This is a genomic window from Lysinibacillus sp. UGB7 (assembly GCF_049058285.1).
Lineage (GTDB): Bacteria > Bacillota > Bacilli > Bacillales_A > Planococcaceae > Lysinibacillus > Lysinibacillus sphaericus_B.
Genome location: NZ_JBMGUV010000039.1, coordinates 17,138 through 35,991 on the forward strand (window position 1 = coordinate 17,138; position 18,854 = coordinate 35,991).

Here is an 18,854-nt window from a genome sequence, read left to right on the forward strand (position 1 = left end):
AGGCCATTACCGCTCGGGTAGCCACAAGAATCGCTCAGGTAAAGGCCATTACCGCTCGGGAAGCCACAAGAATCGCTCAGGTAAAGGCCATTACCGCTCGGGAAGCCACAAGAATCGCTCAGGTAAAGCCCATTACCGCTCAGGTAGACACAAGAGCTAGGGTAGTCCCAAGCATCGCTCAGGTACAGACAGTCAGTTACCGCTCGGGTAGTACAACCGCTGCTCATATCCAGTCAGTCATCGCTTACATTTTTACGTCACAGTGCGCAGACACCACATCAAAGCATCGGCCATATCGCATAATTCTACCATTCTCCAATAATATTCTCTTAATAATATTATTCCCTCGCTTAAATAATTATTTTTCGACTATAGAAATTTTAGGTATAGCATTTGCATAAAAAAGTAAGAATGAATGAGTATTCATAAGGGGGATCAACGTAAATCTCCTTCATGGTGTTGTCATAAAAATGTTGTTAATTGCATAATAATTAATCGAAAATACATTTATTTTCTATTTTGTGTTTGAAACTGTATTCCTTTTTCATTATAATTAAAATAAGAATTTACAAAGTTTGGGACAAAGGGGAGAGGACGTATGACAGCAAAACCATGGCTAGCAAATTATCCTGAAGAAGTACCATCGTCTTTAACGTTTGAGGAAATTCCTGTGCAAGAGTTTTTGACACGTGCCTATAAAAAGAATCCTTCCAAAGTTGCGATTCATTTCATGGGTAAGGATTTGACGTACACCGAGCTATATGAGTCTGCACTAAGGTTCGCAAACTATTTACAATCACTTGGGGTGGAAAAAGGTGATCGTGTGGCTATTATGCTACCAAACACACCACAAAGTGTGATTGCTTACTATGGAGCAATGTATGCGGGGGCAGTTGTTGTACAGACAAATCCACTTTATACTGAACGAGAGTTACAATATCAGATGGCTGATTCGGGAGCGAAAGTTATTTTAGTAATGGATATATTGTATCCACGCGTGATGAAAATCATGAAAGAAACGGCTCTTGAAAACGTCATTGTAACAGCAATTAAAGACTACTTACCATTCCCGAAAAACTTAGTGTATCCTTTTATTCAAAAGAAGCAATATGGCTTTAGTGTGAAGGTTGAGCATAGCGGACAAAATCATTTATTTATAGAAATCATGCGATCGGCGCCCGTGAAAATGATCGATATTCCGTTTGATTTTGAAGAAGACTTAGCATTGTTGCAATATACAGGAGGTACGACGGGCTTCCCAAAAGGTGTAATGCTGACTCATAAAAATTTAATTGCCAATACGACAATGTGCGATGCATGGATGTATAAATGTGTACATGGGGAAGAGACGATTATGGGCGTGCTTCCGTTCTTTCATGTATACGGAATGACAACTGTGATGTTGTTATCGGTGTTCACGCAAAATAGAATGGTGCTGCTACCGAAATTTGATGCAGAAACAGCCTTGAAAACGATTGATAAACAAAAACCAACGTTGTTCCCAGGTGCACCTACGCTATATATTGGTCTATTAAATCATCCAGATATTGCGAAGTACAATTTATCGTCTATTAAGGCATGTCTGAGTGGGTCTGCTTCATTGCCAGTCGAGCTACAGGAGCGGTTTGAAGAAGTAACAGGAGGCAAGCTAGTGGAAGGCTATGGTTTAACAGAAACCTCTCCCGTTACGCACGCGACACCCATTTGGGGTAAACGTGTCATCGGTTCTGTTGGCCTGCCTTGGCCGAATACCGATTCGGTAATTCTACGTACAGGTGATACGGAGCAGCTTCCGGTAGGTGAGGTTGGCGAAATCGCAGTGAAAGGGCCACAAGTCATGAAAGGTTATTGGAATCGTCCTGAAGATACAGCTGCGACGTTTGTAGATGGCTGGTTCTTAACGGGTGATATAGGCTATATGGATAAAGATGGTTTTTTCTATGTAGTCGACCGAAAAAAGGATTTAATTATTGCGGGTGGTTTTAATATTTATCCTCGAGAGGTTGAGGAAGTATTATACGAACGTGAAGAAATTCAGGAATGCGTGGTAGCAGGTATTCCAGATCCGTACCGCGGAGAAACGGTAAAAGCTTATATTGTATTAAAAGAAGGATATTCGATTACCGAGGACGAATTAAATAAATATTGCCGACAACATTTAGCCTCCTTTAAAGTACCGCGCTATTACGAGTTCCGAGATGAGCTACCGAAAACGGCGGTCGGCAAAATTTTACGTCGTACATTAGTGGAAGAAGAAAAAACAAAAATGGCGACTAAAGAAGCAAAATAACTACGTGATAAAGTATTGACAAGCGTGGATGTAGAATATAATATGAAAATATGAATGAATGACCATTCATATTTTCATATTTTTTATTTAATAGGTAATCACGCCGCATCCTCCATAATGTTTTAATACGCTGATAAAAGTGTATATGTACCTTCATTTCAAGTTCTTCAACTTTTGTGGATAGACAATAAGTTACAGCTTAGTCGAATCCTTCATTGTTGCTGATAGGAATGTAAGTAGGCGTGGGTATGTTTTTTCTAGGTGGTGATTTAAAAGTGAAACGAGATAAGCCTAAGTATAAGCAAATTGTTGATGCAGCTGTCATCGTTATTGCAGAAAATGGGTATCACCAAGCGCAAGTATCGAAAATCGCCAAACAGGCAGGGGTGGCCGACGGAACAATCTATTTATATTTTAAAAATAAAGAAGATATATTAATTTCTGTCTTTAATGAAAAAATGGCTGTTTTTGTAGAGTCCTTACAAGATATAATAGAAAATGGAAGTACGTCGAGAGACAAGCTTTCACGAATGATTGAAAATCATTTTAATGTTCTAGCGACTGATCGATACCTAGCAACTGTCACACAATTAGAACTTCGACAATCAAATAAAGATTTACGACTAAAGATCAATGCAGTATTAAGAGAGTATTTACAATTGCTTGATCAAATTTTAATTGAAGGCATGCTATCAGGTGAGTTCAATCAAACGATGGATGTACGCTTGGCACGTCAAATGGTGTTTGGAACCATTGATGAAACCATTACGTCGTGGGTTATGAATGACTATCGATACGATTTGATAGAACAGGTTCCAAAGGTTCAGGCGTTAATCCTGAACGGCATTAAAGCGTAAAGGGATGTGGAGAAATGGAATTTCTAAGTTGGAAAGTTGAAGAAGGCGTAGCAATTATTTCGATTGCTCGTCCGCCAGCAAATGCATTATCTCGCGGAATCATTACAGAAGTAAATGCTGTACTAGATGCCGTAGAAAACGATGATACTGTCCGTGTTCTTGTGCTTCACGGTGAAGGCCGTTTCTTCTCAGCGGGTGCAGATATTAAGGAGTTTACAGAAGTTGAATCGGGCGCAGCGTTCACTAAATTAGCAAGCAATGGGCAACGAGTATTTGAACGTGTTGAAACATTTTCAAAGCCAGTTATTGCAGCAATTCACGGTGCAGCACTTGGTGGTGGACTTGAACTAGCAATGAGTTGCCATATGCGCTTTGTGACGGAATCTGCGAAATTAGGATTGCCTGAACTACAACTCGGTCTTATTCCAGGATTTGGTGGAACACAACGTCTACCACGTTATGTGGGTGTTGCGAAAGCAGCAGAAATGATGTTTACAAGTGAGCCTATTTCAGGTTCAGAAGCCGTACAATGGGGCTTAGCAAACAGAGCATTTACAGATGAAGCCTTACTCGAAGAGACATTAAAGGTTGCGAAAAAAATTGCCAAAAAGAGTCCGATTGCTTTAAAAGCAGCCATTCAAGCTTTGCAATACGCTAAGCCGGCTTCATTCTATGAAGGTATTGAAGTAGAAGCTGAATCCTTTGGTACGGTATTTGTTACTGAAGATGCTAAGGAAGGTATTCAAGCATTTATCGAAAAACGTGAGCCTGTATTTACTGGCAAATAGTATTCCATCAGTATCGATAGCAAACTTAAGGGGGTTATCGATACTGAAAATATATAATATTTATAAGTTTACTTAGAAATTAAAAAACGTTTCAGGAGGTATGGATTTATGAACATTTTTGCATTAATTAAACGTACTTTTGATACAGAAGAAAAAATCGTTGTTTCAGGTGGGAAAATTCAAGAGGATGGCGCAGAATTCATCATTAACCCTTATGACGAATACGCAATTGAAGAAGCTATCCAAGTGCGTGATGCGGCAGGCGGTAAAGTAACCGTTGTCACAATTGGTGGCGAAGATGCTGAAAAGCAATTACGTACGGCTCTAGCAATGGGCGCTGACGAAGCGGTGCTTATTAATACAGAAGATGAAATAGATGAATTAGATCAAAATGCAGCAGCTTACCTTTTAGCTGAGTATTTAAAAGATAAAGATGCAGACCTTATTTTAACAGGTAACGTTGCCATTGATGGTGGTTCTGGTCAAGTAGGGCCGCGAGTGGCTGATTTATTAGGCATCAATTATGTAACAACAATTACAAACCTTGAAATTGATGGCACATCTGCAAAAATCGTGCGCGATATCGAAGGTGATTCAGAAGTAATTGAGACATCTTTACCACTTTTAGTAACAGCTCAACAAGGTTTAAACGAGCCACGTTACCCATCTTTACCAGGTATCATGAAAGCGAAAAAGAAACCGCTTGCAGAGCTTGAGTTAGATGATTTAGATATCGATGAAGATGATGTAGAAGTAAAAGTAGAAACAGTAGACATTTACTTACCAGCTCAAAAAGCTGCAGGACGCATTCTTGAAGGCGAACTTTCTGCACAAGTTAAGGAGCTAGTAAACCTACTTCATACAGAGGCAAAAGTAGTTTAAGTCATTAATTTTCATTCAGCATATTTTGTGGCGAAAGCGTAGCATCAGCTACAGAGGACTCTCACATGAAGAGAGTTTTGCAGTGGGTTTCCAACACCAAATGAATGAAGATCAAGCCTTGGACGGGTGTTACAGATTTTAATAGGAATCCATTTAGGGTGTTAGCCTACATACATTGCTTTTAAGCGATATCGGCTAACTAATCTACACTGCTTCCAACGCCATGACTTGTGGCTATACCGAAAGGATCGACATCATGCCGGTCCTCGTGCAGGCCTAAATACAATTTAGAATCCGAATGATAAACGCCAAGGTGTAGTTGATGATGTAAATCGAATCTTAGAGGGTAACGGAGGGAATGTACTATGTCAAAAAAAGTATTAGTATTAGGTGAAGTTCGTGAAGGAAGCTTACGTAACGTATCTTTCGAGGCAATTGCTGCTGCCAAACAAATCGCTGATGGCGGCGAAGTTGTCGGTGTTCTTTTAGGGGATGCTGTAGCAAATCTTACAGGTCCATTATTCGAGTATGGTGCTGATCGTGTTGTAACAGTGGAACATCCACATTTAAAACAATATACATCAGATGGCTATGGTCAAGCTTTACTAGCTGTAATCGAGCAAGAAAATCCAACTGGTATCGTGTTTGGACACACAGCGAATGGTAAAGACTTGTCACCAAAAATTGCAAGTAAATTACAAGCAGGTCTTGTATCTGACGTAACAACAATTGAAGGTGCTGGTGATGATGTAGTATTCATTCGCCCAATTTATTCTGGTAAAGCTTTTGAAAAGGTAAAAATAAAAGACGGCGTTGTGTTAGCATCGATTCGTCCAAACAATATTGCACCTTTAGAAAAAGAAGCGGGTAAATCAGGTGATGTGTCTGCTGTAGCTGTAGAAATTACTAACCTACGTACAATCATTAAAGAGGTTGTCCGTAAATCTACAGAAGGTGTAGATCTTTCTGAGGCGAAAGTAGTTGTTGCTGGTGGACGCGGTGTGAAATCTGAAGAAGGTTTCGAACCGTTAAAAGAACTAGCAGATTTACTTGGTGGTGCAGTTGGTGCTTCACGTGGTGCATGTGATGCCGAATACTGTGATTACTCACTACAAATTGGTCAAACTGGTAAGGTTGTAACACCAGATCTTTACATTGCAGCTGGTATTTCTGGAGCAATCCAACACTTAGCAGGTATGTCGAATTCAAAAGTAATCGTTGCCATTAATAAAGACCCAGAGGCAAATATCTTTAAAGTTGCAGATTATGGGATTGTAGGCGATTTATTCGAAGTAGTGCCGCTTCTGATTGAGGAATTTAAAGCGTTAAAAGTGAATGCATAATTAGTCGTTTTATACATGTTGCGCGGGGAGGATTTATCTTCCCTGCTTTTTTTGTGTAATTCATCGTTTAGCATAATGTTTGAGCAAGTCTGTAGTGGTTTTGAAAATTATTGCAAAATAAAATATTGACACAATTAATATAAGGCCGTATAGTGATGGATAATAATTAAATTTTTCAATAATAATGTTTTGAAACGCAAAGATTAGGAGTAGTAAAAGCTCATTATTTGGTAAAGAGAGCTGCGGGATGGTGCAACGTAGTCCAATAAGACTTTGAACTTGCCTAGGAGTGGTAAGATAAATAGAATTAACAGATTATTCTATTTGTTTGACGGTTAACCTTCGTTACAAGGTTTTTAAGTAGGGTTCTTATAGAACCAATTAGAGTGGTACCGCGGTTTGCTTTAGGCATATCGTCTCTTCTTTCATTTGATAATGAAGGAACAGACGATATGCCTTTTTTGATTTTAGGAGGTAAGGAAATGGAAAAAGACAACCAGAAATTACAAAGAACAATGACCTCACGTCATATTACGATGATGGCTTTAGGTGGTGCCATTGGTGCAGGGTTATTTAAAGGGAGCAGTGCAGCTATTGATATGGCAGGGCCATCAGTACTTTTTGCTTACTTAATAGGTGGTATTATTCTATTATTTGTTATGCAAGGTTTAGCAGAAATGGCCGTTCGTAATCATGAGGCCAGAACGTTTAGAGATTTAGTACAATCAATTTTAGGAAAGTATCCAGCTTATTTTCTAGATTGGATTTATTGGAAAATGTGGGTGTTAAATATTGCGGCGGAATCCGTAGTTGCGGCCATTTTCATTCAATATTGGTTGCCACATTATCCGATTTGGATACTTGCCCTATCCGTCTCGGTGTTAGTTACAGCCATTAACTTATTATCAGTAAAAGTTTTTGCAGAAACAGAATATTGGCTTGCCTTAATTAAAATTACCGTTATTGTGGTGTTTATCATAGCAGGATTAGTTTTATTGCTTGTTACTTTTGGCAATCATACAGCTGTTGGCTTTTCTAATTTAACGGAGCACGGTGGATTCTTTCCAAACGGTTCAACGGGCCTAATAGCTGCAATGCTTGTGGTTATTTACTCTTATGGTGGTACTGAAATTATTGGTATTACGTTAGCTGAAACGAAAAATCCTGAGAAAGTAGTACCCAAAGCTGTGCGCAGTACATTAGTACGTATTGTGACCTTCTATCTACTGCCTTTCTTCATTATCGTTAGCTTAATTCCTTGGAATGAAGTAAATGGCGTATCAGAAAGCCCGTTTGTAATGGTATTTAAAATGATTGGTATTCCAGGGGCCGACCATATTATGAACGCTGTTGTTATACTCGCAATTATTTCATCTATGAACTCTGGCCTTTATGGTTCATCACGCGTTCTATATACACAGGCTGTGGACGGGCGTATTCCTAAAATCTTTGCTCATTTATCGAAAAGGAAAGTGCCGGTATATGCTATATTGATGTGTACGTTAGCTTTATATATGGGCGTAATCATTTCTTTATTTGCCGGAAGCAAAACTTTTGACTTTCTGATGGGTTCACTGGGATACACTGTGTTATTTATTTGGTTAATTATTGCGATTGCGCATGTGAAATCACGTAAAAAACAGCCAGAAAAAACAAGTGCTTATGCAGTAAAATGGTTTCCTTATACAACTTGGATAGCAATTATCGCCTTAAGTGCAATTCTGATTGGCATTATTTTTACAACATCTATTATCGTAACAGGTATTACATTAGCCATTTACATTTTTATTACTTTAACTTATGTATATAAGGGACGTTATCAAGGAAATTCGGCTAAATAATAATTCAACATAATGCCTTTTTCGACTCTTTTATACTTGTTTTTCATAAATTATGCAGTCAAGGCAGATTGTTCGCTCAAGTGAATTTATCCATGCTATACTACAAGCATAGTAAGTTTAAGGAGGATTTCAAATGGCAATTGTACATGCAACAGATGCAACTTTCCAAGATGATATTAAAGAAGGGTTAGTACTAGTAGACTTTTGGGCTGCTTGGTGCGGACCTTGTAAAATGATTGGACCAGTTCTTGAAGAAATGGATGCTGCAGGGAACGCAGCTAGAATCGTAAAAGTAGACGTAGATAACAACCAAGGTACTGCAGCGCAATACCAAGTTATGTCTATCCCATCACTACTGTTATTTAAAGATGGTGAGTTAGTAGACAAAACAGTTGGTTTCCAACCAAAAGAAGCGCTAGAAGCTTTCATCGCTAAACACGCTTAATAAGTAGTAAAGGAAAGCCAGGCCATCTATTGATGTGCTTGGCTTTTTTTCGTTATATAATGTAAGAAAAGGGGGGGCAGGTAGGCGATGAATGATTTAATCAAACGCAAGCTTGACATTTTACCAGATCAGCCTGGCTGCTATTTGATGAAGGATAGGCAAGGCACGATTATTTATGTAGGAAAGGCCAAAATACTTAAAAACCGAGTGCGCTCTTATTTTACGGGGACACATGAGGGGAAAACACAACGCCTCGTTAGCGAAATTGAGGATTTTGAGTACATTGTGACGTCGTCAAACCTAGAAGCACTTATTTTAGAGCTTAATCTCATCAAACTGCACGATCCGAAATACAATGTCATGCTAACAGACGATAAAACATACCCATATTTAAAAATTACAAATGAAAAAAATCCACGTCTTATTACGACTCGAAAGGTAAAAAAAGATAAGGCGAAGTATTTCGGCCCATACCCAAATGCATACGCTGCAAGTGAAACTAAAAAGCTACTTGATCGTTTATATCCACTCAGAAAATGTGTGCAATTACCGTCCAAAGTTTGCTTGTACTATCATATGGGACAATGTATAGCACCTTGTGTGAAAGACATTGATGCACAAATTTATCACGATATGATTGAGGATATGACGAAGTTTTTAAATGGTGGGGTTGAAGCTGTAAAAAAAGAACTTGAAGAGAAAATGCTTGCGGCAGCTGAAAATCTAGAGTTTGAGCGGGCGAAGGAATTCCGCGATCAAATTGCTCATATCGATACAGTTATGCAAAAGCAAAAAATTGTGTCGAGTGATACGACGAACCGAGATGTGTTTGGCTATGCGGTAGAAAAGGGCTGGATGTGTGTGCAGGTCTTTTTCGTGCGACAAGGCAAACTGATTGAGCGAGATGTTTCGATTTTTCCGATTTACCAGGATGCAGAGGAAGAATTTTTAACATTTGTTGGGCGATTTTATGAGAAGCTTGAGCATATTAAGCCAAAAGAAATTTTTATTCCGCAGTCCATTGATGCAACAATTTTAACGGACTTACTTGCTGTGAAGGTGCTTACACCAAAGCGTGGTCAGAAAAAAGAGCTGGTCGAGTTGGCGACAAAAAATGCTGAAATTGCGGTTAAGGCTAAGTTCCAACTCATTGAACGACAAGAAGAGCGAACGATTGGTGCGTGTGAGGCACTCGGTGAGGCAATGGGCATATCTGCGCCACTACGCATTGAGGCATTTGATAATAGTCATATGCACGGTGCAGATGCTGTCTCGGCAATGGTTGTGTTTGTTGATGGGAAACCAGCTAAGAAAGAATATCGTAAGTACAAAACGCGCACTGCTGCAAAGCATGATGACTATGGTGCAATGCAGGAAGTGATTCGTCGTCGTTACACAAGAGTATTAAAAGAAGGCTTGCCATTGCCAGATTTAGTACTGATTGACGGTGGTAAAGGGCAAATGGAAGTTGCGCGAGAAGTGTTAGAAGATGAGCTTGGCCTAGTCATGCCAATTGCTGGCTTAGCAAAAGATGATAAGCACAATACATCACAGCTTTTATTTGGGGATCCTCCAGAAGTAATAGCGTTAAAACGTACAAGCGACGGCTTTTATTTATTACAACGTATTCAGGACGAGGTGCATCGTTTTGCGATTACATTCCTCCGACAACAGCACGAGAAAAATGCGATCCAATCGGTACTCGATGGCATTGAGGGTATTGGACCGAAGAGAAAACAACAGTTGCTAAAGCATTTTGGCTCGGTGAAGAAAATACGTGAGGCGAGTGAGCTCGCATTACAAGAAGCGGGTATGCCCGTTAATTTAGCAAGTAATATTTACGCTTATTTTCAGCAAGAGGCATTGTCAAAGGACTAGACATATGCTAACGTAAATATAAGTTTATATTCACTATTTTAGTGATGATAGAGGTGCAAGGTTAAATAGTAGCATATTGGAGGGTGGACAAACCCTTTGATGATGTGCGAAAGGGAAGCTTGCCGAAGTGGAGTATCGTTGTTTCCGATACTTTACTGGTTTTGCATTTAAGAGATGTAAGACTGTCGATTCTTGATGTTTCGGAGAGCTATCACACATGCGCAAGATTTTATATTGTACATGTTGCAGGCAGCTCTCACATTATGTGGGGCTGCCTTTTTGATGTTCCCAGCATGTTTCTTTTACATCATTCATGTATCCTCAATTTCTCAAAGTGGGTGATGAATACCAAAATGGTTTGCTAGACTGCGGAGATACAGTTGCGGATTGTACGCTAAAATCGGCCCTCACTGCGGTAAGCTATCTGAGCGAAAGCAACAGGATACTTGTATCGACAGCTAAGTGATTAACTTCATATTGGCTAGAGCACAGGTGGCAGTTGATAAGAATGACTTTTGTCAGTACAAGTCACAATCCGTATCCAAATTATACTGAGGCGTAAATGAGTTAGAAGGAGAATGATAACGATGACGAGAATTGTACTAAAATTTGGTGGAGCAGCGATAGCGTCAACAGATCGTATTCAGGAGTTCGCAAAAAAGGCAGTTGCCGAAAAAAATCGTGGACTAGATGTAGTGGTTGTGACATCAGCAATGGGACGTACTGCAAAAGAGTTAGCAAAGATGGCTCGCGATTTATCGGACGATGCTTCAAAGCGTGAACTGGATGTACTATTTTCAACAAGTTCACAAGTTGCAAGTGCGTTATGTGCGATTGCTCTTCAGGAAGCAGGTTATGATGCAGTGTCTTTAACCGGTTGGCAGGCAGGCTTACTAACTGATGCCAAGCACCGCAACGCACGCATTGGAGACGTTGCTGTCAATCGTATTGAAAAACATTTAGCGCAGGGTCAAATCGTAGTAGTTGCTGGTGAACAAGGCATTGATGGGGCTCAGAATATTACAACGCTCGGTAAAGGTGGGGCGGAAACGACAGCGGTTGCCATCGCTGCAGCAATCAATGCTGAAAGAGTAGATATTTTCACAAATGTAGAAGGCGTTTATACAGCAGATCCCAATCATATTTTAGGCGCGAAAAAGTTAAAGGAAATTTCGTATGATGAAATGTTAGAGCTTTCAAATTTAGGTTCGCATATTTTACATCCACGTGCAGTGGAACTCGCGAAGAAGTTCCAAATCCCTGTCATTATTCGTTCGTGTGAGCTGGATGTGACAGGTACCTTATTAAAGGAGGAAGTTGAAGTGGAAAAAAATTTAATCGTACGTGGTGTTGCTTTTGAATCAGACATTATTCGTTTAACAGTCGGGTATGATGCTTATTCTGATGCATCCTTAGCAGATATGTTTACGGTACTGGCAGAGAATCGCATCAATGTAGATATTATCGTACAAGCTATTATTGATGGCTTAAAGCCGTCAGTATCCTTTACGATTTTGAAAGAGGAATTTGCACAAGCTCTACACGTTTTAGAAAATAGTAAATTATCATTGGGTTTTAGCTTTGCTGATTTTGAAGTTGGCCTAGCGAAGGTTTCGATTATTGGCTCGGGAATGGCGTCCAACCCAGGTGTTGCTGCACGTATGTTTGATCGGTTACGTCGTGAGGGCATCCCTGTGAAAATGGTAAGTACCTCAGAAATTAAAGTATCCGTAGTCGTACCACAGGACGATATGATTCAAGCAGCTAATGCTTTACATGCGGAGTTTAATTTAGCTGAAGCGCTTCAAGAATAGATAATGGGGGTGTGTCGAAAATCAAGGACGCATTCTGTATAATTTGTTTATAACAATTTGTAACTTTAGTGAATATTCAGACAGTGCTGATAGTGATATTAAAGTAAGAAAGGATTGCCATTCACCATTTAATGGAATGACAATCCTTATTCGATTACTCTGTCGGAATGGTGTTCATGATACGTTCCTTCACATCCCACTTGACGGTAAACATTATAAGCTGTTGTTTTTCGCGTTTTTCATCATAGCACTCAGTCAAATAGCCTTTTGCTTGCTGAATCTGCTCCGCTATAAATCCTGCTTCAAGTCGAAAGCTTCGATTTCTAAGCTGTAAAAGTGCTGGCTCATTTGTTAAATGGAAGATACGTCCATCCTTTGATTCCTTCGTAAGTTCTAGAGTACCCCAGCAGGCATCTGCGAAAAATGCGATAAGTTCTTCTTGACTTTTACAGGGGAACTTCCGAGCAAGCTCTTTTCCAGCCCAATAAAGCACTTCATCTTCATGTTTACCAAGAATGGAAGATAGAATATGATCGCGAATTATCTCATACCCAAATGATGAGATTGTAGGAGATGGAGTATTTAACATTGATATCCTTCTTTCTTAGAATTTTCTTATAATTTGGTAGTGATAAAGTAAAGATAGATTTTTCGAGAAAAAATGACGCATCATGTACTAGATTATTACTTTAATAAGGGCTATTAAAAACTCCGAGTTGCCTTGACGCTCGTAGCTCTTGAGAGTACAATAAACATGTCATAATATTGTACCATGATGAAATACACAGTCAATGAAGTTTCATTTACAAAATGGTGACTTCTTTTGTTGTGCTATTTTAAGTACTAAGGGGGGTAACAGTCTTGTCGAAAGATCGAGAGTTTTTATGGCGCCGCTTACATTCTCTACTTGGTGTCATACCAGTAGGTTTGTTTTTGGCGTTCCACTTGTCATTAAACTTCACTGCTGTTGGCGGTGAAGAAGCTTACAATGATGCAACAGGGGCGATGGAATTAGTTCCACATTCTCTATTGTTGCTAATGGAATGGGTAATTATTTATATCCCATTAATGTTCCACGCTTTCTATGGTGTGTTCATTGCTTTTACAGCTACACCAAATACAGGTCGTTTTAGCACATACCGTAACTGGATGTTCTCATTACAACGCTTCACTGGTGTATTCCTAGTGATTTTCATTGCATGGCACATTTTCCAAACTCGTATTCAAAAAGCACTTGGAGCGCACGTTGAATATGACATGATGGCAGATATTGTTGCAAATCCATTCATGCTTGGATTCTACATTGTTGGTATTTTATCAGCAACTTTCCACTTATCAAACGGTTTATGGGCATTCTTAGTAAGCTGGGGTATTACACAATCTCCTCAGGCTCAAAAGATTGCTACTTATGTAACAAACATTATTTTCGTAATTCTAAGTGTTATGGGTGTGGCTGCAATTTTAGCTTTTGTGTAAGTACGTGAAAACTAAAAGAGGACATGCAATCATTGCAATTTTTTAAGAGGAGTGAGAAATAATCATGGCGAAAAGCAAAATAATTGTTGTCGGCGGCGGTCTAGCCGGTCTGATGGCAACGATTAAAGCAGCTGAAGTTGGTACTGAAGTTGATTTATTCTCATTAGTTCCTGTAAAACGCTCACACTCTGTATGTGCGCAAGGCGGAATTAATGGTGCGGTTAATACGAAAGGTGAAGGGGATTCTCCTTGGATTCACTTTGACGATACAGTATACGGTGGGGACTTCCTAGCGAATCAACCACCAGTTAAGGGTATGTGTGATGCAGCCCCTGGTATTATTCACTTAATGGACCGTATGGGTGTAATGTTCAACCGTACACCAGAAGGTTTACTTGACTTCCGTCGTTTCGGTGGGACTTTAATGCACCGTACAGCCTTTTCTGGTGCAACAACTGGTCAGCAATTACTATACGCACTAGACGAGCAAGTTCGTTCTCACGAAGTAGCTGGTTTAGTTAATAAATATGAGCACTGGGAATTCCTTGGTGCAATAGTCGATCCTGACGGCGTTTGTCGTGGTATCGTTGCGCAAGATATGCGTACAGAAGAAATTAAATCATTCCGCGCAGACGCTGTAATCATGGCGACTGGTGGCCCTGGTATTATCTTCGGTAAAACAACGAACTCTGTTATCAATACAGGTTCTGCTGCTTCTATCGTTTACCAACAAGGTGCTTCATACGCGAATGGAGAGTTCATTCAAATTCACCCAACAGCAATTCCAGGGGACGATAAAAACCGTCTAATGTCAGAATCTGCTCGTGGTGAAGGTGGACGTATTTGGACTTACAAAGACGGTAAACCTTGGTACTTCCTTGAAGAAAAATATCCTGCATACGGTAACTTAGTACCACGTGATATTGCAACACGTGAAATTTTTGACGTTTGTGTAAACCAAAAACTTGGTATCAACGGCGAAAACATGGTATACCTAGATCTTTCTCATAAAGATCCACATGAATTAGATATTAAACTTGGTGGTATTATTGAAATCTACGAAAAATTCGTAGGCGATGATCCACGTAAATTACCTATGAAAATTTTCCCAGCTGTTCACTATTCAATGGGTGGATTATGGGTTGACTACAACCAAATGACTGAAATTCCTGGCTTATTTGCTGCAGGTGAATGTGATTACTCTCAACATGGTGCAAACCGTCTTGGTGCAAACTCATTATTATCTGCTATTTATGGTGGTATGGTTGCTGGTCCAAACGCAGTAGATTACGTAAAACACCTTAAAAAGCATGCTGAAGATATTCCACAAGAAGTATATGATGCACGCGTAAAAGAAGAACAAGCTAAGTGGGATGCGATCATGAAAATGGATGGCACAGAAAATGCTTACTTGCTTCATAAAGAGCTTGGTGAAATGATGACAGCTACTATGACAGTAGTACGTTACAACGACCAACTTGAAGATACATTGAAAAAACTTGATGATCTTCTAAAACGTTGGGAAAACATCAACATCAACGATACGCAAAAATGGAGTAACCAAGGTGCTCACTTTACGCGTCAGCTGAAAAACATGCTTTACCTAGCGAAAGTAATGACAAAAGGCGCCCTACTACGTAACGAATCTCGTGGTGCGCACTACAAACCAGACTTCCAAGAACGTGATGATGAAAACTTCTTAAAAACGACTATGGCAAAATTTGACCCAACTACGGGTGAGCCAATTATCACGTACCAAGAAGTTGACGTTTCATTAATCCCACCACGTAAACGTGACTACTCTGCTTAAGGAGGCTAAGAATTATGGATATCGCAGCTAATACTGGAAGAATGGTAAAAGTTGAAATTTTACGTCAAGATACACAAGGTGGCAATGGCTACTGGCAGAAATTCGAAGTTCCTTATCGTCATGGTATGAACGTTATTTCTGTATTAATGGAAATTCAAAAAAATCCTACTACAGCTTCTGGTGAATCAACAACGCCTGTAGCATGGGACATGAACTGTCTAGAAGAAGTTTGTGGCGCATGTTCAATGGTTATCAACGGACGTCCGCGTCAATCTTGTTCAACACTGATTGATCAATTGACTGAACCAGTTCGTCTTGAACCAATGAAAACTTTCCCAGTTATTCGTGACTTACAAGTTGACCGTGACCGCATGTTTAATGCACTTAAAAAAGTTAAAGCATGGGTACCAATTGATGGTACGTATGATTTAGGTGAAGGTCCTCGTATGCCAGAAGGTAAACGTCAATGGGCTTATGAATTATCTAAATGTATGACTTGTGGTGTATGTATGGAGGCATGTCCAAACGTGTCTGAAAAAGCTTCATTCATAGGACCAGCACCATTATCACAAGTACGTCTTTTCAACACGCACCCAACTGGTGCAATGATTAAAGACGAGCGTTTAAATGCTATTATGGGTGACGGCGGTCTTGCTAACTGCGGTAACTCACAAAACTGTGTAGCTGCTTGTCCAAAAGGTATTCCTTTAACAACATCTATCGCATCTTTAAACCGTGCAACTACAGTGCAAATGTTCCGCAACTTCTTCGGTTCTGACCACTTTGTTGACTAATTGACTACAAGCTATACTCCCTTACACAAATTGTGTAGGGGAGTTTTTATTTATACTATATTTTAGAAAGTAAAGGATAAAACGAGGGAATTCCTTAATAAAACACTGAAATATCAGATTCTTTCTATACTAATAATGTTTCTTCTTATATAATGAATTTGTATTCATTTTAACTTTAATTAGCATGAGTTACGACCTACTGTTATAAGATGTTGTTTTACGCGGATGTCATGGTCAACGCTCTAAGTATGTAAGAATAGATTCATATAGTTAAAAAGTGTTACAAGTGCATAAATGGTTTATAGACACGCACTCAACGCTGAAGACTACTTTAAAACAAAAATTGTTTTTAGCTGTAGTCAATGCAGCTAAATAACATGAAGGCGAATTAATAAAAAGGGGATGAACAACATGAAGGCAAGTTATATTGGAGATTTTCAGGAGTGGGCACAGGAATTTTCATTTTTTATTGAGGTACGAGTGCGTTTTTCAGAAACAGATATGTTCGGTCATATGAATAATACAGTTAGCTTTACATATTTTGAACAAGCGCGTATCGATTATTTTCATCATCTAGGTGTACTAATGCCGTCAAAAATAGATGAAAGTGTGAAAGGCATTCCGATAGTAGCTGATTTACAATGTGATTATGTAAAGCAAGTTTTCTTTGACGATGTCCTTCGTGTTTTTGCCAAAGTAGCGAAAGTTGGTAATTCATCTATAGATATTCATTACTTAGCTAAAAATCAAAAGGATGAAGTTTGCTTCACAGGACGTGGTACAGTTGTACAAATGGATCCCCGTACAGGAAAGAGTGTACCAATCTCTGAGGAAGAAAAGGAACATTTAGCATCCTTAGCAGTCATTTAACTTTCTACTGATTGTTTTGTTGGAGAGGCAATTTTGAAGATGAAGATGTGCAATTACATGATTATTAACGAATTTATAGAAGCAACTTCCAAATTTTTTGTGCAAACACGTGGTAATCATGAAAATAGCCGTCACCGCTCCTCGTTCCTTAACATAAGTTACAATACGTGCGGGGGAGGAGGGTGTGACTGAAAATGAATGGCTCTCATCATCGTTCTCTTTTAACAAACCGAGAACGTGAAATATTTGCGCTTTTATTAGCTGAAAAAACAACGAGGGATATTGCAGAGCAACTTGGTATTAGTGAAAAAACAGTGCGAAATCACATTTCCAATACAATTCAAAAGCTAGGTGTAACGAATCGATCTCAGGCGTTAATTGAGCTGTTACGCTTAGAAGAATTCAAATTAGACTAATGGACACTTGCTATTTCGTGAAAAAAACGACAAAATAGAACTATTCAACGTATTTTTAGGAGTGAAATAGTTATATGTCGGATGAAGTAACAAAGCACTCACCTGAAACCGTTGCAACGGTTGAAAAGGAATTACGCTATATAGCGGCCATTGTGAAACAAAAAGGAAGAGAGATTGTTTCACAATATGCGATTACGCCGCCACAATTTGTTGCATTACAGTGGTTAGAAGAGCTTGGTGATATTACAATTGGCGACTTGTCAAACCGTTTATACTTAGCATTTAGTACCACAACAGATTTAGTGGACCGGATGGAGAAAAATGAATTAGTCAAGCGTGTGCGTGACGATAATGATCGTCGTGTTGTTGTTGTTCATCTTCTCGAAAAGGGCGAACGTATAATACAAGAAGTTATCGAAAAAAGACAGCAGTATTTGCAGGAGATGCTTGTTGGGTTTAATGAACAAGAGGTCGGGCAATTATCGAGCTATTTACAAAAACTACATGTACACATGAAACAGGATTGAGGCGGAAAGTATGAATGCCCCGATAGGCGTTATTGATTCAGGAGTAGGCGGTTTAACCGTAGCAAAGGAAATAATGAAGCGATTACCAAACGAAACGATTTATTATATTGGTGATACAGCAAGATGTCCCTATGGTCCACGAACTCGACAAGAAGTACGGAATTTTACTTGGCAAATGGCAAAAGCACTTGAGAAAATGAATATCAAAATGCTCGTCATTGCTTGTAATACAGCGACTGCAGTAGCACTCGAAAGTTTACAAAGAAATATGCCTTTTCCGGTACTAGGCGTTATTAATGCTGGCGCACGTGCAGCTGTAAAGAAAACGAAGCGACATGAAGTCGTTGTGCTTGCAACTGAAGGAACCATTAAAAGTGGGGCGTATGAGGAAGCCTTGGTGTCACTGAATACGTCAACACATATCATTCCATTAGCTTGTCCAACATTCGTTCCACTTGTAGAAAGTGGCGAATATAAAGGTGAATTTGCCAATAAATTAATCGCAGAAGGTTTAAAACCGTTGAAAAATGAACAATTTGATACGGTGATTTTAGGATGTACGCATTATCCAATTCTGCAAAAGCAAATAGAAGCTGCCGTTGGAGAAGATGTTTTCGTGCTATCATCTGCGGAAGAAACCGCAAAGGATGTTCAAGAAATGCTTGCGTATAATGGCACTTTAGCAGATTCAGATGCTGTGCCTGCTCATAAATTTTATGCAACTGGTTCTGTACCGATTTTCCGTTCGATTGCAGAAAATTGGCTCGAGCAAGGTACACTCGATATAAAACGTATTTCATTAAAATAAAAATCAGCTTAGCTT

At 39.4% G+C, this 18,854-nt stretch carries 17 protein-coding genes, 1 riboswitch and 1 other annotated feature; of the genes, 16 read left to right on the forward strand and 1 reads right to left on the reverse strand.

Annotated elements, in window-relative coordinates; all coding sequences use genetic code 11:
* Positions 1 to 598: 598 nt before the first annotated feature.
* From ACOMCU_RS23915 to ACOMCU_RS23955, 9 genes are all read left to right on the forward strand, one after another.
* Positions 599 to 2,290, forward strand: a complete 1,692-nt coding sequence (locus ACOMCU_RS23915; protein ID WP_421051648.1) for an AMP-binding protein — start codon at positions 599 to 601, stop codon at positions 2,288 to 2,290.
* A 275-nt stretch (positions 2,291 to 2,565) separates the two neighbouring features.
* Positions 2,566 to 3,147, forward strand: a complete 582-nt coding sequence (locus ACOMCU_RS23920) for a TetR/AcrR family transcriptional regulator (protein ID WP_036131589.1) — start codon at positions 2,566 to 2,568, stop codon at positions 3,145 to 3,147.
* Positions 3,148 to 3,161: 14 nt separating this feature from the next.
* A complete protein-coding gene (locus ACOMCU_RS23925; protein ID WP_421051649.1) occupies positions 3,162 to 3,935 on the forward strand; it encodes an enoyl-CoA hydratase in 774 nt (257 codons plus the stop codon).
* 108 nt (positions 3,936 to 4,043) lie between these two features.
* Positions 4,044 to 4,817, forward strand: coding sequence for an electron transfer flavoprotein subunit beta/FixA family protein (locus ACOMCU_RS23930; RefSeq protein WP_421051650.1), 774 nt, complete (start codon positions 4,044 to 4,046; stop codon positions 4,815 to 4,817).
* A 365-nt stretch (positions 4,818 to 5,182) separates the two neighbouring features.
* A complete protein-coding gene (locus tag ACOMCU_RS23935) occupies positions 5,183 to 6,160 on the forward strand; it encodes an electron transfer flavoprotein subunit alpha/FixB family protein (protein ID WP_010860119.1) in 978 nt (325 codons plus the stop codon).
* A gap of 190 nt (positions 6,161 to 6,350) precedes the next feature.
* Positions 6,351 to 6,584, forward strand: a binding site (T-box leader).
* A gap of 58 nt (positions 6,585 to 6,642) precedes the next feature.
* Positions 6,643 to 8,001, forward strand: coding sequence for an amino acid permease (locus ACOMCU_RS23940; protein WP_036130560.1), 1,359 nt, complete (start codon positions 6,643 to 6,645; stop codon positions 7,999 to 8,001).
* A 133-nt stretch (positions 8,002 to 8,134) separates the two neighbouring features.
* Entirely contained in the window at positions 8,135 to 8,446 is a 312-nt protein-coding gene (gene trxA, locus ACOMCU_RS23945) for a thioredoxin (protein ID WP_010860117.1), read from the forward strand.
* 87 nt (positions 8,447 to 8,533) lie between these two features.
* Entirely contained in the window at positions 8,534 to 10,324 is a 1,791-nt protein-coding gene (gene uvrC / locus ACOMCU_RS23950) for an excinuclease ABC subunit UvrC (RefSeq protein WP_010860116.1), read from the forward strand.
* 40 nt (positions 10,325 to 10,364) lie between these two features.
* Positions 10,365 to 10,543: riboswitch (Lysine riboswitch) on the forward strand.
* A gap of 368 nt (positions 10,544 to 10,911) precedes the next feature.
* On the forward strand, positions 10,912 to 12,138 hold the full coding sequence (locus ACOMCU_RS23955; RefSeq protein WP_421051651.1) for an aspartate kinase: 1,227 nt from the start codon (positions 10,912 to 10,914) through the stop codon (positions 12,136 to 12,138).
* A gap of 154 nt (positions 12,139 to 12,292) precedes the next feature.
* On the opposite strand, the gene ACOMCU_RS23960 is transcribed toward ACOMCU_RS23955, so the two are convergent.
* The gene (locus ACOMCU_RS23960) at positions 12,293 to 12,727 is read right to left on the reverse strand and encodes a YslB family protein (RefSeq protein WP_010860114.1); all 435 of its coding nucleotides are present in this window, start codon (positions 12,725 to 12,727) and stop codon (positions 12,293 to 12,295) included.
* A 272-nt stretch (positions 12,728 to 12,999) separates the two neighbouring features.
* Between ACOMCU_RS23960 and ACOMCU_RS23965 the strand changes: the two genes are divergently transcribed.
* From ACOMCU_RS23965 to racE, 7 genes are all read left to right on the forward strand, one after another.
* Positions 13,000 to 13,614 carry a succinate dehydrogenase cytochrome b558 subunit gene (locus tag ACOMCU_RS23965; RefSeq protein ID WP_010860113.1) on the forward strand — a complete coding sequence of 205 codons (615 nt, stop codon included), beginning with the start codon at positions 13,000 to 13,002 and terminating at the stop codon, positions 13,612 to 13,614.
* A 64-nt stretch (positions 13,615 to 13,678) separates the two neighbouring features.
* The gene (sdhA, locus tag ACOMCU_RS23970) at positions 13,679 to 15,424 is read left to right on the forward strand and encodes a succinate dehydrogenase flavoprotein subunit (RefSeq protein ID WP_421051652.1); all 1,746 of its coding nucleotides are present in this window, start codon (positions 13,679 to 13,681) and stop codon (positions 15,422 to 15,424) included.
* A 14-nt stretch (positions 15,425 to 15,438) separates the two neighbouring features.
* Positions 15,439 to 16,218, forward strand: coding sequence for a succinate dehydrogenase iron-sulfur subunit (sdhB, locus tag ACOMCU_RS23975; protein ID WP_010860111.1), 780 nt, complete (start codon positions 15,439 to 15,441; stop codon positions 16,216 to 16,218).
* A gap of 411 nt (positions 16,219 to 16,629) precedes the next feature.
* Complete coding sequence (locus ACOMCU_RS23980; RefSeq protein WP_010860110.1) at positions 16,630 to 17,088, forward strand: acyl-CoA thioesterase; 459 nt, start codon at positions 16,630 to 16,632, stop codon at positions 17,086 to 17,088.
* A gap of 194 nt (positions 17,089 to 17,282) precedes the next feature.
* Positions 17,283 to 17,504 (forward strand): helix-turn-helix domain-containing protein, encoded by a 222-nt coding sequence (locus ACOMCU_RS23985; protein ID WP_004226437.1) that lies wholly within the window; start codon positions 17,283 to 17,285, stop codon positions 17,502 to 17,504.
* Between the two features lie 74 nt (positions 17,505 to 17,578).
* The gene (locus tag ACOMCU_RS23990) at positions 17,579 to 18,031 is read left to right on the forward strand and encodes a MarR family winged helix-turn-helix transcriptional regulator (protein ID WP_010860109.1); all 453 of its coding nucleotides are present in this window, start codon (positions 17,579 to 17,581) and stop codon (positions 18,029 to 18,031) included.
* 10 nt (positions 18,032 to 18,041) lie between these two features.
* Entirely contained in the window at positions 18,042 to 18,839 is a 798-nt protein-coding gene (gene racE / locus ACOMCU_RS23995) for a glutamate racemase (RefSeq protein ID WP_010860108.1), read from the forward strand.
* Positions 18,840 to 18,854 lie beyond the last annotated feature (15 nt).